Source organism: Ignavibacteriales bacterium (assembly GCA_026390595.1).
Lineage (GTDB): Bacteria > Bacteroidota > Ignavibacteria > UBA10030 > UBA10030 > UBA9647.
In genome coordinates this window covers 45,726-59,079 of sequence record JAPLFQ010000019.1, presented here as the reverse complement: position 1 = coordinate 59,079, position 13,354 = coordinate 45,726, and the positions used below count along the sequence as shown (strand labels likewise).

Below are 13,354 nucleotides of genomic sequence, written 5' to 3'. Positions count from 1 at the left end.
ACGCTCCTTGGTTTTTTGTTTGATCGAATGATGACGTTCGAGGCCTATTTCATCACCACCAGGCAACTGGCCATGATATCGTGCAGTGCCTGTTTCTTCTCCGTGAAGGCTGCCATGATGTATCCGATGCTGAGAATCATGCTGGAAACGATCTTCCCAAAATATCGACCTGTCGCCCTCCCAAATGATATCCGGTTGCCGGAGAGATCGGTCACGACGATTCCCAGAGCGAGCTTCTCAAGAGTAGCTTGTTTTGCCGAGGACTCCATCAGGGCAAAGTAGAGCCAGGCCAGGATCATGACAGCGAGGATCGCCACGAGATACGCTGCGATCACAGCAATGACAAAACCGACGGCGCTGAAATCCTCATCCATCATCCCTGCCCCGACCCCGATGCCAAACATCGCAAGAGCCGGAAGGAACAGCACGAGTGCGATGAAGCCAACAATCACCTGATCGATGAGATGGGCGACGAATCTTCGCCAGAATCCCGCATACTGTACAACTGGCCGCATAGGGGGTGGAACCGGTGGCTGCATTTGCGTGGGCTGCATAGTCCCTCCGTTCAGTGTATGTGAGTGTCTCTGTGAAAGAATTCTCTGTATCCGCCCGCTACTTCGTAATGCCGAGCTGCGCCAGGATCACCGCGAAATTGAAGGCTTGTTCTTTGTATGCGTCGTACCGGCCCGATGCACCTCCGTGCCCGGCTCCCATATTGACCTTGAGCAGCAAAGGATTCTTGTCCGTCCGGGTCACTCGCATTTTCGCGGTATACTTCGCAGGCTCCCAGTACATCACCTGGCTATCATTGAGCGATGTCGTAATGAGCATGGCCGGATATGCCTTCGCCTCGACATTGGTGTAGGGACAGTACGACTTCATGTACTCATACTCGTCCTTCTTCTTCGGATTGCCCCACTCGAGGAATTCCGGAACGGTTAACGGGAGCGTTTCATCGAGCATCGTGTTGACGACGTCGACGAACGGCACAGCAAGGTGAGCGACCTTAAAGAGATCGGGGCGCATGTTCACCACGGCACCGATGAGCAGACCGCCGGCACTCCCGCCCTGAATTGCGAGATGCGCGGGCGACGTGTATTTCTCCCGGATGAGATACTCAGCGCAGGCAATGAAATCGGTGAATGTGTTCTTTTTGTTCAACATCTTGCCATTGTCCCTCCATTGCTCGCCGAGATCTCCTCCCCCGCGGATGTGCGCGAGAGCGTAGACCACTCCCCGATCCAGGAGACTGACACGCACCACGGAGAACGATGCAGATTGCGAGAATCCGTAGGCGCCGTAGCCGTACAGTACAAGCGGGTTTGATCCGTCGCGTTTCATTCCAGCCCGATAGACAATCGACAGGGGCACCATCGCCCCGTCTGCAGCCTTCGCGTAGACCCGCTCAGACACATACAGTTTCGGGTCATATCCGCCCAGGACTTCCGTTTGCTTAAGCAACGTGCTCTTCCCGGTCTCCATGTCAAAATCGTACACAGAGCTTGGCGTTACGAACGACTGGTAGTTGTATCGAAAGACTCTGGAATCATACTCAGGGTTTGCCCCGGGCCCGGCAGAATACACCGGCTCAGGAAAGGAGACGTTTGAGTTCTTGCCAGTCCGAAAATCATGAGTCACAAACCTGATGAGGGCCTGCTCGCGCTCGACAAAGACAGCGTGGTTGCGAAAGAGCGTGGTTGATTCAAGCTTCACGTTCGGACGGTGAGGCAGGAGTTCCTTCCAGAGTTCCTGACGAGGATCGGAGTCGGAAACCGTGACAAGGCGATAGTTCTTCGCGCCTTTGTTCGTCCGGATATAGAAGAGGCCCTCGCGATGATCCACGCTCATCTCGTGCCCCTCTTCGCGTGCGTACAGGGTTGTGAATTTCCCCCGGGGCTGATCGCTGGCCAGATAATGGACCTCATCGGTGATGGAGCTCCCCGCGATGAAGAACACGTATTTCCGATCGCTCGATCGATCGACTCCCACCCGATAGAGTTCGTCCTTTTCCTCGTACAACATTTCGTCATGCGTTGCACCGAGTTCATGGCGATACAGATGATACGGGCGCTTCGCTGCATCTTCCTTCGTATAGAAGAAGGTCTTGTTATCGGCTGACCACACCGCCCCGTTCACCTGACCGATAGCGTCAGGAAGAATTCTGCCAGTCTTCAGATCCTTGACTCCGCATTGATACTGCCTGAAGCCCGTGGTATCGAGTGAATAGATGAGGAGGTTCCCATCATCGCTCACTTCGTAGAGGCCGAGTCCGAGGAATTTGTGGCCTTTCGCCAGTTCATTAAGATCGAGCGTAATCTCCTCAGGGCTCTCCATCGAACCCTTCTTCCTGCAATAAATGGAGTACTGCTTCCCTTCCTCCACGCGGCTATAGTACCAATATCCTCCCAATAAGTACGGGACGCTCAAATCGGTTTGTTTGATCCGACCGAGAATCTCCTTATACAACGTCTGCTCAAACCCTTCGATGTTCTTCGTCATCGCCTCCGTATAGCGGTTTTCCGCGTCAAGGTATGCGATAACCTCCGGGTTCTCTTTGTCCCTGAGCCAGTAATAGTTGTCGATCCGGACATCGTTGTGGATCGTATCCACCCTGGCGATTCTTTTCGCTGCCGGAGGCGTCAAGGAGGTTGAGCTGGATTGAGCCTGAGTTGATTGATCGATCATGGCGCAAAAAATGGCTATGGATATGAAGGTTTTCATGGAATTCGAGTGCCTCCCTAGGCGGGCCGAAATGGTTGGTGAAGGGCTCGCTAACGCCAGATAATGTATGGGATGGAGAATTGAATGTCAATTGATCACATCGGCACGGGTCAGCCATCCCTGCAGAGCGTAATTCGCAGCCAAAGTAACCCCGGTATTCCCTTCAGAACAGCATCTCCCCCGTGTCGACGCGTCACTCATCCCAAGGGAAGGCTCATTCGTCACAGGCTTCCAACTCCTACGACCGAAGAGCGTCTTAGGGGAAGAAGACAGATTGATTGGACCAGGCCATGAGATTCTGAAGAACCTGGGACCAGAAGCGACAGATTCACATTCTTTCCCACAACCCATTAACCCGGAGGAATTATGAAACGGTCGGTATTGGTCACTTTGGCCCTCGTGCTCGCCGTGGCCCTCACGACGTCTGCTTTTGCTCGCACAGACAAACAAGTGAGCAAACCAGCTTTTCAGATGGAAGTAGTGGAAGCCAACCTGGTCATCGGAGTAAATTCGAGCAATTTTGGATTGCGTGTCAGCGCAGCAAATATGCTGGGTGACATCAAAAGTCCCAATGGGGTCTTTGCCCTGATGCAGATGCTGAGAAATGAGACCGACGAGCGCGGCAGAATAGTTGCGGCCCTGGCTCTTATCAAGATCGGTGACCCTGTCGGTATCTATGCGGTCAAGCAGACAGGCCGGCTGGACGGCAACGATCGCGTGCGGAAACTCTGCGCATTGTTCTATCAGGAGTACCAACAGCAAGAGAACATCTGAGAAACACCGTCCTGGACAACCGGGATGGTTGTGGGAAGAAGGAAAGCCGTTGCGGCTGGAGTCGCAGCGGCTTTCTTATGTACACGAGCAGACAGAACGCAGACTACTGCAGACAGATACCAGCGAATACCCTGCTACTTCGTATTCTCGTCAATCCAGTCCAGCACCGTCTTGTACCAAAGTTCGGCATTAGCAGGCTTTGCGACAAAGTGCCCCTCGTCAGGGAAATACAACATCTTCGACTTGATGCCCTGCCGCTGCAGTGCGGTGAACAACTGGAAACCTTCACTGACGTCCAGCCTGAAATCCATCTGCCCGTGAACAACGAGCATGGGAGTCTTGAACTGATTGACAAACGCCATCGGCGACCATTTGTCATACAGCTCAGGGTTCTTGTACGGTGAACCGCCAAGCTCCCATTCCGGGAACCAGAGTTCTTCCGTGGTCCCGTACATGCTTTTCGGATTGAAGACGCCATCGTGTGACACCAGGCAGCGGAACCGGTCTGTGTGCCCTTCGATCCAGTTGATCATGTAACCGCCGTACGATGCGCCTGCAGCGGCCATGCGCTTCCCATCGATGAATGGACAGGTTTTCAGTACGTGGTCGAGCCCCTTCATCAGGTCTTCGTACGCTTTCCCTCCCCAGTCCCGGCTTATCTCGTCGGTGAACTGCTGTCCGTACCCCGTGCTTCCGCGCGGATTGATCAAGACGGCAACGTAGCCGCGTGATGCAAACATCTGGGCGTTCCAACGGTAGTGGAACTGGTCACCCCATTGTCCCTGAGGTCCGCCGTGGATCAGGAAGATCATGGGATACTTTTTCGAGGCATCGAACGCCGGGGGCTTCACCAGGAACCCGTGCACTTTTGTGCCGCCGGCTCCTTCAAACCAGAAATCCTCCTTCGGATTCATCTCAATCGGGCCGAGCTTGCTGTCATTGATCCCCGTGATGTTCTTCATGTTCTTCCCATCCGCATCGATCCGGTATATCTCCACAGGCTGGTTGATAGATTCGCGTGAAAACACGAGCGACTTCCCTCCGGCTTGCATCCTCAGATCATGGTTGTAGCCTTTCCCGAGAAGTGACTCGATCTTCTTTCCGGCGATGGTCATTCTGAAGATGGACTCGTTGCTCTTGTCATCGGCATTGAAATAGATGACCTTTGAATCCGGAGACCAGACCACGTCATTGAGACTGTAGTCGAACATTTCGGTTAGGTTTGTCCTCTTGCCTGTAGAACGCTCGTAGAGAACCAACTGCTTTTGATCGGCTTCGAAACCAGCCCGTTTCATCTGAAGATATGCGATATACCTGCCGTCGGGCGAATACAGGGGCTGGGAATCGTTGCCGGCGTTGTCAGTGATCTTCCTTGCGTCTCCGCCCGTAACCGGGACAACGAAAATGTCGTTGTTGGTGCTGATGGCAATGTCCCGATCCGTATTCCTCTCAAACGCGATTTCCTTGCTGTCCGGGGACCAGGCATAGGACCAGTTGCCTCCCAGATCGATCGGCGGAGAATCGAAGTCTCCCGGCGTGATGTCTTTCGCCTCTCCACCGGCCGACGCGATAACGAACAAGTGACTGCGCATCCCGTCTTTCCACGAATTCCAGACCCGATATGGAAGTTTGTCGAAGATCTTTGCCTTCACTTTGCTCTTTTCCGCTTCTTCCATCCGCGTCTTGTTGCAGTCATCGTTTGGGCAATCCGGATACACCGTTGAGGAGAAGGCAAACCACATGCCGTCGGGGGAAACCTGCAGGTCTGATGCTCCCGTGGATATGGTCGATACCTTGCGTGCCTCGCCTCCGGTCGCCGGAACAACCCAGATCTGGGCTTCTCCGTCGCGGGTAGATACAAAGGCGAGTGATTTGCCGTCAGGCAGCCAGCGTGGCGTATTGTTCGCCCCCTTCGCATTTGTGAGCTGTTGGACTGATCCTCCATCGACCGGGACAAGGTAGATATTGCTGTTCGACTTGTTCTCCAGCTTGTTCTGGTAGGTCACGACGAACGCGACGGTTCTTCCGTCAGGAGAAACCTGAGGGTCGGTGACCCGGCCGAGGCTGATAAATTCATCAAACAGGATGGAGTGTTTCGTCTGCGCGTGGACGAGAACAATCGGAATCAGGACAGCACATAGGATGGCGATACGTCTCATGGAAATCCTCCGGGAGGAGATTTGTGAATGAACAAGGGGTCTGGTCAAGCTCGGGTGACGGTCAAACAACTTCATCATTCAACATTCCTTGATCGGTGTTGAGCATTCACTGGTTCTGATGATCTGGGGAATTTCGAATGTCGAACATTCGATTATTGAACGCAGAAGTCCTTTGGGGAGCAACGGGTCTCTATCGTCCGAACAGGAACGTCAAGGGGCGCCACAGCCGGTGAGCCCAGGCCTGCTCGTTGTGCAGTGCGCCTTGTGCGACAAAGTACTCGAAGTTCTTGCCGGACTCGTATCCGTTCTTCTGAAGGAACGCAGCGAGAGCCTCATTGCCGGGGAGCAAGGACCTCTCGAGCTCACCGACGTCCATATAGATGCGCAGGTGCTTGCTCAATTGGTTTTCGTTGAAACTTTCTTCCAGGTCTTTTTCGCCAATTCCGAATCCTACTGACGACGAGAGACAGGCCGCTTCGGAAAACACGGCCGGATACCACAAGACAAACAACATGGAAACCAATCCACCCATCGAAGAACCCATCACCGCAGTGTTCTCACGGGAGGGTTTGGTACGATACCGGGAGTCGATGAAAGGTTTCACACGATCGACGACAAATCTGGCATATTTCCGACCCAGCTCAGTATCCGCATACTCCTTCATGCGATCGGGAGTGCTATTGATACCGACGATGATAATGTCTTCGATTGCATGCGCCCGGATCAGACTGTCCGCAACTTCGTCAGCCCGCCAGTCAAATCCTATGAACGACGTCGCGGGATCAAAGACGTTCTGTCCGTCATGCATGTAGAGGACCGGATATCGTTTCACGGGTTCCCTTCTGTACGACGGAGGAAGCCACACGAGAATATCGCGGGCAAAATTCAATCCCTCCCCTTTCAGGGAACGATGATACCGGACTGTGCCGGTGACACCGCCTGCCAGCGTACGGTTCTTGCGGGATTGAGAGAGATCATTCCAGGTCACAGGGGCCAGCGTAATCACGGTGTCGGAAGATATCTTGACAACCGTATTCTGGGGAATGGCGCCGTCGACATAGAGGGCCTCAGAGCTCCAACTGCCACGTGTAATTTTGAACTCGAGCACACTTCCAACTGGCGCATCGGTGGAATAGATCCACAACCGAGCGTTCTCCCTGATCAAGAGTACTTTTCCCGGGTCCCAGTTTCCCAGCGCGGGAGAATTCCCCGCAATGAAAATCTTCGCATCACGCGGTGTAGACGCGGGTGGGACAACCCGCACCGAAACCTTCATATCCTGTGCGAGACCCCAGCCCACAGCGGCCAAGAGAAGCACGACGAGGAGAAAGGGTCTGGGCACTGTTTCCATCGGCCGCATCGGCTCTTCAGTGTTCATCCATTCACTAGAGGACATCCCAAAAACACTTCGAAAAGAAGAGAATTTCTCGCAAAGCCCCACCAGACCGCATGGCGGGCTGGCGCAAAGACAGGAAACTCCAACTCAAATTCTTGGCGTTGCGGCCTTCGCGACTTTGCGTGAGTATTTTCGAGATAGGTTCTAATCACTGTGTCCTGTTCACTATCTTCTAAACCCATCCCCGAAGCTTACACGCTTCTGCAACACGGGCAACACTCACCACCATCGCTGCAAGGCGCGGATGGACTTTCTTCTCCTTGATCGCCTCCTGCACGGTCAGGTACGCCCTCGAAATTTTCTCGTCGAGCCGCTGATGGACGGTTTTCTCGTCCCAGAAGTACGAATACTTGTCCTGAACCATCTCAAAATAGGAGACCGTAACTCCTCCCGCGCTTGCGAGGATATCCGGGATCACGTGCACTCCTTTTTCGTGCAGGATAAGATCAGCCTCCGGCGTGGTCGGGCCATTAGCCAACTCACAAATGATTCGAGCTTTGATAGAAGCCGCGTTTTCATCATTGATGGAGTTTTCCAGCGCCGCCGGATACAGGACCTGTACGTCAAGTTCGACGATGGAGTCGCGCGGGATGGACTTCGCTCCCGGAAATCCGACAACAGAACCGGTCTTGAGCTTATGCATGACGAGTTCCTTGGGATTCAAGCCATCGACATTGGAAATGCCTCCCCGCGAATCGCAGACCGCGACCAGCTTCCCGCCGCCCAGCAGCTCCTGGTGTAACAATGCAGCCCTCTGGCCGGCATTGCCGAAGCCCTGGATCGCGAACGCCCCATGCGGATCGACGCCGAGCACCTTGCATGCCTCCCTCACGCTGATGACACCTCCGCGCGCCGTGGCGTCACGTCGTCCTTCTGTTCCCCCGATCTGCATCGGTTTATCCGTCAGTACGCCGGGCTGATGAATATTGAGAATCGTCTCATACTCATCCATCATCCACGCCATCGTCTGTGGATTCGTATATACGTCAGGGGCCGGAATATCCTTGTCGACTCCAATATGCGGGGCCACTGCCCGCACATACCCGCGTGCCACGTTTTCGAGTTCACGATCCGACATATGCCTTGGATCGCAGACCACGCCCCCCTTTCCGCCGCCGAGCGGCAGATCAAGCACGGCCGTTTTCCACGTCATCCATCCCGCGAGAGCCCGGATGGTATCGACCGTCTCGTCCGGGTGGAAGCGAATTCCTCCCTTCGCCGGACCACGGGCATAGTTGTATTGTATCCTGTATCCGTGGAAGATCTTCACCTCGCCGTTGTCCATCTTGACAGGCATGGTGAATTTGAATTCGCGCTGCGGCCAAAGAAGCAGGTCGCTCGTCGCTTTGTCCAGGTTCAGGATCCTCGCAGCTTCGAGGACCTGCTGTTGTTCGACTCCAAACGAATTATAGGATGTCATTTCTTGTCGTCCTTCGATGGTGACGTGTCATCCGGCTTCCCCCCCTGCTCCTCGTCGGTCGCGTCGATCACGATCCGATACCAACAGTTCCTGCACATCAGGGCCCGATCAACTCCCAGCAGCACCTGCTGCCATGGGCTCAGATGGGCGCCGCAGTGAGGGCACACATCAACTGCTTTTGATCCCGATTGACCACTTGTCTTAGTCATGCTCCGCCTCTGGTTTCAAGATGACTCCCTTGCTCTGGTGGCCGTTGATTTTGATAACGAGAGGTTTTTCAAATCGAACGAGTTTAGTGAACTTCAACTTCTCGATTGGTTTCTGGCTCAGCAGCCAATCCCAATCGAGAAGACCTTTGTTGTTGTGCGGATCGATTGTAAAATAGCCTATCATGAACGAGGTGATGTTCTGAAAGAAATGCGAGCCCTGCGAGGGGGCCACAGACATTTCCTGGAACCCGGTCTCGACAATTGCACGGGCACCTGCGATCTGCTCCCACGTAACCGGGATTCCCAGCCAGTCATCCATGGATCCCCAGCGCCCGATTCCAATCAGAAGATACGGACGCTGCTCAGCGATCAGCCGGCTGTTCATAATACTGACTTCCTTTGCCACTTCGCGCGATTGCGAACGATCGAACAACTCGATGTCGACAAAGACAATATCCTGGATATCTTCGATCAGCCCGTTCCCAAGAACCTGAGTGCTCTCGCAGATGAGCTGGGCCGGCTTGAATTCCTCCACGTTGAGCTCCTCCGGCTCCCTGTGAACGACGAGCGGCCTCATTTGGAGCAAGGCGAATTCATTCGGACCCGCATTGCGTCCGGACATAACCATCGCGAATTCGATCTCCACCGGCGTTCCCATGCCCCATGTCCCCATATCGAGCAACAATTCAAGAATCTGGGGGAGATGGAGCGATCGGTTGCGGAGGATCGGTCCAAACGTCACCACGCGCGATCCGCTTCTTCCAAGACCGTCTGTGATGACGTCACTTTCCGGCGAGTATGTAGCCCCGACGTATGCCATCGTGCCATCCCGCTCAGCGACGTCCAGACCATATTTCTGCACGTGGACGTCATGCGTTTCAAATCCAAAATCCGAATGGGCGTCCAATTGAAGCGCAAAGAAATCTTTCTGGGAACTGTTCAGGGTTTCTTCGACGGAATAGAATTGAATGACGTCGTTTGGATACTTGGGGCAGAAACGGACGGTATTGCCGCCATCGACTACAGTCTTCCCGAGTCCGAGGGCCGCCGAGACGATTCCATCGGACGATTTCTGGGGAGCGAGCGGATAGAAGTTGTATGATTTCGCAACGCCCGAAATATCCGGGTAGAAGCGGTTTTCATGCTCCGACCCTGCCAGTCTCTGGACGATTACTGCCATCTTCTCTTCTTCAAGGCGGTACGTCGTAATCTTGATATAGTCTTTCGCGCTCTGGTAAAAGGTCGACGCGTAGACCCGCTTGATGCTGTTGATCACATCGTTGAGGCGGATGAGAGGATTCGGATTGTTGTTCGGGATCATGTACGTTTCATAGACCCCGGCAAACGGATGGTATTGAGAGTCCTCCAGCAGGCTTGAAGAACGGACTGCGATGGGCGAACGCACGATGTCCAGAAATGCCGCAAGCTCACCCAGCACTGCTTCCGGGAACCTGCTCGCCTCGACAAACCTCTTTGTAATCTCTTTGTCGTCCGTGCAGTTCATCGCGAACTTCCGCAGATTGTTGTCGGTCAGGAACTCATCGAAGACATCCGTGCCGATGACCACGGCTGCAGGGACGTAAATCTGCACATTGTCGAACCGGTTGCGGACCTTGTAGTCGTTGATCAAGGTGTTGACAAATCCCAGCCCCCTCGCCTTGCCACCAAGCGAACCGCCCCCGATGCGGGCAAAGCTGCTCGCCGGATCGAATGACTCCTTGACGAAGTCCGCAATGATTCCGCGCTGACGGATATTCCTGTAGTGGTTGAGCGATCGTATGAGATCCTGCCTCAGTCCTTCAACGGTATCATAATCCGAGACCTTTCGAGGCCTCAACTGATGGGCGAGCCAGAATTCCGTTCTTGCCTTCAGCCAGTTGGAGAAGTGATTGCGCTCCGCGTGATACCGGACGCTCGCCTCCGGGACGATCGTCAGCTGTTCTTCGAGGCTCTTGAGGTCATTCGCACGCCCGACTTCGACCCCTTCCGGAGTACGGAATACGAAATCACCGAAGCTGAAGTACTGGATCATGAATTTTCTCAGCTCGTTCAGCAGGAGCGGAGAGTCTTTGACAAGGAACGCTGCACCCCGGGCATGCGCCAGGGACTCATTTTCCGGCATGTTCGACAGCAGAAGGATAGGCAGGTCGGGCTGACGATCCTTGACTCCCCTGGCAAACGCGAGTCCGGCCCTCGGATCCTGCACCCCGCCGCGGGGAAAATCAATGTCCGAGATGATACCCAGCATATATTCACTGTATCGAACGTAGTAATCCCAAGCCTCCTCATACGTGGAGCAAAGGAGGATCTTCGGCCGCGCCCTCATCCGGAGAAACTTATGCGTCAGATTGATCCCTTCGGAAATGAGCGCCTGGGACTGCTTCAGAATCTCTGTGTAGATACTGGGGAGAAACGACGAATAGTATTTGACGCTGTCTTCGATGACGATAATAGTCTGCACACCGACCATGCGCGTGTCATGGTCGACATTGATCTTGTCTTCGATGGACTTGATGATGGCGATAATGATGCGGAAATCCCCCTGCCAGATGAACACTTTCTCGAACATCGAGGTGTCATGGTTCATCAGCAGGTACTTGAGCTCCCGGTTGTCGTGGGTCAGCAGGACAATCGGGATGTTGATGCCCGCCTCCTTCACCATGCGCGCGAAATCGATCGCGTGCATGTCGTCGATATGGAGCGTCGTGATGATGAGGTCAAACCGTCTCTCTTCCTTTGCAAGCGCGAGAGCCTCATATCCGCTGGAGACGCGCGTCAATTCGGGTGAGTGACTGAGGTTGAATCCCTGGTATTCATTCCGGATGAGCTCGTAGAGCCTTCCATCCTCTTCAAAGAGGTAAAGATCATAGAGGCTCGAGACCAGCAGGACATCCCGAATCCGGAGCCGCATGAGATTCTGGAATCCCTGGAAGCGGTCTCCGTAGCCGTGCTCGACCCAGAGTGTATCGGAGGTAGATTTCAGCTCATCAAATTCTGTCTTCACGGAGCTCTCGGTCGGAATAGGTGATACCAAGTATCTCAAGGACTGTCACGCGAAGGCCCCATGACGCAAAGAAAGGAAATAGGTGAAGATTGCCAGCGGCTATGCGTCGAGGCGTGAAACTGCTGTTCCTGCGACAGCTGTTTCCGAGATAGGTGTATGGAGACTACCGGAGAGACGGAGGCATCTCCGCCTCTCCGTCGTCACGTTCATTCTACCGCAAACAGGGTGTTACACGACTCCCTGATCCATCATTGCATCTGCAACTTTCAGGAAACCGCCGATATTGGCGCCGTTGACATAATTGCCCGGCGTGCCGAACCGCTCGGCGCTCTGCACACAGGTCGAGTGAATGCTGTGCATGATCATGCGCAAACGATTGTCGACTTCTTCGCGGGTCCAGGACAGGCGCATGCTATTCTGCGACATTTCCAGCCCTGATGTGGCCACACCACCTGCGTTCGCGGCCTTGCCGGGACCGTACAGGATCTTCGCGTCGAGAAACAGTTTCACGCCGTCAATCGTCGTCGGCATGTTCGCGCCCTCACTGACCACATACACGCCGTTCCGGATGAGGTTCTGCGCATCCTTGCCGTTGATCTCATTTTGCGTCGCGCTCGGGAAGGCGCAATCCGCCTTGTGGTTCCAGAGAGGATTGCTGTCCATCTTCGCATCCAGCGGCGTATAGACTGAGCCCTTGAATTTCTCCGCGTACTCCTGGATCCTTCCGCGGCGGACGTTCTTCAACTCCATGACGTACGCGAGCTTCTCCTTTGTGATTCCGGCCTCATCATAGATATAGCCGTTCGAATCTGACAACGTTACCGCCTTGCCTCCCAGTTGGTTGATTTTCTCGACCGTGTACTGGGCAACGTTTCCGCTCCCGGAAACGAGGCACGTTTTTCCTTCGAGTGTCTTCCCGCGTGTCGTCAGCATTTCAGACGCGAAATACACAGCGCCGTAGCCCGTGGCTTCGGGACGAATGAGCGAACCGCCCCAATTCAGACCCTTCCCCGTCAGGACACCGGTGAATTCGTTTCTAAGCTTCTTGTACTGGCCAAACAAATATCCAATCTCTCTTCCGCCGACTCCGATATCACCTGCGGGGACATCCGTCTCGGGTCCGACATGCCGGAACAGCTCCGACATGAAAGCCTGGCAGAATCGCATGATTTTAAGATCGCTCTTCCCTTTTGGATCGAAATCCGATCCGCCTTTGCCGCCGCCCATCGGGAGCGTCGTCAGACTGTTTTTGAATACCTGCTCGAAGGCAAGGAACTTCAATATGCCGAGAGTCACGGAAGGATGGAATCGCAGACCTCCCTTGTAGGGTCCGATTGCGCTGTTCATCTGAATTCTGTAACCGCGATTGATCTGCACCTCGCCCTGATCGTCAACCCACGCGACGCGGAATGTGATCACTCGCTCAGGTTCAATAATGCGCTCAAGTATCTTCGCCGTGCGATATTCGGGATGCCTCTCAAAGACCAACGCGAGCGATTCCACGACCTCCTGAACCGCCTGGTGAAACTCCGGCTGGGCCGGGTTCTTCGCTTTTACTTCAGCCATCAGATCTTTTACATAATCAGACATAAAACCCTCCTGATAGATGTGTGGTATTGCGATTGTCCTGCTATGCAACGGTAATGCATATGAGGAACGAGGACTTAGGTG

At 54.2% G+C, this 13,354-nt stretch carries 9 protein-coding genes; 1 reads left to right on the top strand and 8 read right to left on the bottom strand.

Annotation, left to right across the window (positions count from 1 at the left end; all coding sequences use genetic code 11):
- Positions 1–44: 44 nt before the first annotated feature.
- Both NTU47_07790 and NTU47_07785 read right to left on the bottom strand, forming a co-directional pair.
- Positions 45–554, bottom strand: a complete 510-nt coding sequence (locus tag NTU47_07790) for an RDD family protein (protein MCX6133697.1) — start codon at positions 552–554, stop codon at positions 45–47.
- A 58-nt stretch (positions 555–612) separates the two neighbouring features.
- On the bottom strand, positions 613–2,721 hold the full coding sequence (locus NTU47_07785) for a S9 family peptidase (protein ID MCX6133696.1): 2,109 nt from the start codon (positions 2,719–2,721) through the stop codon (positions 613–615).
- Between the two features lie 366 nt (positions 2,722–3,087).
- Between NTU47_07785 and NTU47_07780 the strand changes: the two genes are divergently transcribed.
- Positions 3,088–3,495 (top strand): HEAT repeat domain-containing protein, encoded by a 408-nt coding sequence (locus NTU47_07780; GenBank protein ID MCX6133695.1) that lies wholly within the window; start codon positions 3,088–3,090, stop codon positions 3,493–3,495.
- 134 nt (positions 3,496–3,629) lie between these two features.
- On the opposite strand, the gene NTU47_07775 is transcribed toward NTU47_07780, so the two are convergent.
- The 6 genes from NTU47_07775 to gdhA form a co-directional block, all read right to left on the bottom strand.
- The gene (locus NTU47_07775; GenBank protein ID MCX6133694.1) at positions 3,630–5,654 is read right to left on the bottom strand and encodes a S9 family peptidase; all 2,025 of its coding nucleotides are present in this window, start codon (positions 5,652–5,654) and stop codon (positions 3,630–3,632) included.
- 190 nt (positions 5,655–5,844) lie between these two features.
- Positions 5,845–7,032 (bottom strand): alpha/beta hydrolase-fold protein, encoded by a 1,188-nt coding sequence (locus NTU47_07770; protein ID MCX6133693.1) that lies wholly within the window; start codon positions 7,030–7,032, stop codon positions 5,845–5,847.
- Positions 7,033–7,222: 190 nt separating this feature from the next.
- Entirely contained in the window at positions 7,223–8,470 is a 1,248-nt protein-coding gene (locus tag NTU47_07765; GenBank protein MCX6133692.1) for a Glu/Leu/Phe/Val dehydrogenase, read from the bottom strand.
- On the bottom strand, positions 8,467–8,679 hold the full coding sequence (locus tag NTU47_07760) for a hypothetical protein (GenBank protein MCX6133691.1): 213 nt from the start codon (positions 8,677–8,679) through the stop codon (positions 8,467–8,469). The genes NTU47_07765 and NTU47_07760 overlap by 4 nt, the downstream gene beginning before the upstream one ends.
- Positions 8,672–11,683, bottom strand: coding sequence for a histidine kinase (locus tag NTU47_07755; protein MCX6133690.1), 3,012 nt, complete (start codon positions 11,681–11,683; stop codon positions 8,672–8,674). The genes NTU47_07760 and NTU47_07755 overlap by 8 nt, the downstream gene beginning before the upstream one ends.
- Before the next feature lie 228 nt (positions 11,684–11,911).
- The gene (gene gdhA / locus NTU47_07750) at positions 11,912–13,273 is read right to left on the bottom strand and encodes an NADP-specific glutamate dehydrogenase (GenBank protein MCX6133689.1); all 1,362 of its coding nucleotides are present in this window, start codon (positions 13,271–13,273) and stop codon (positions 11,912–11,914) included.
- Between the last annotated feature and the right edge of the window lie 81 nt (positions 13,274–13,354).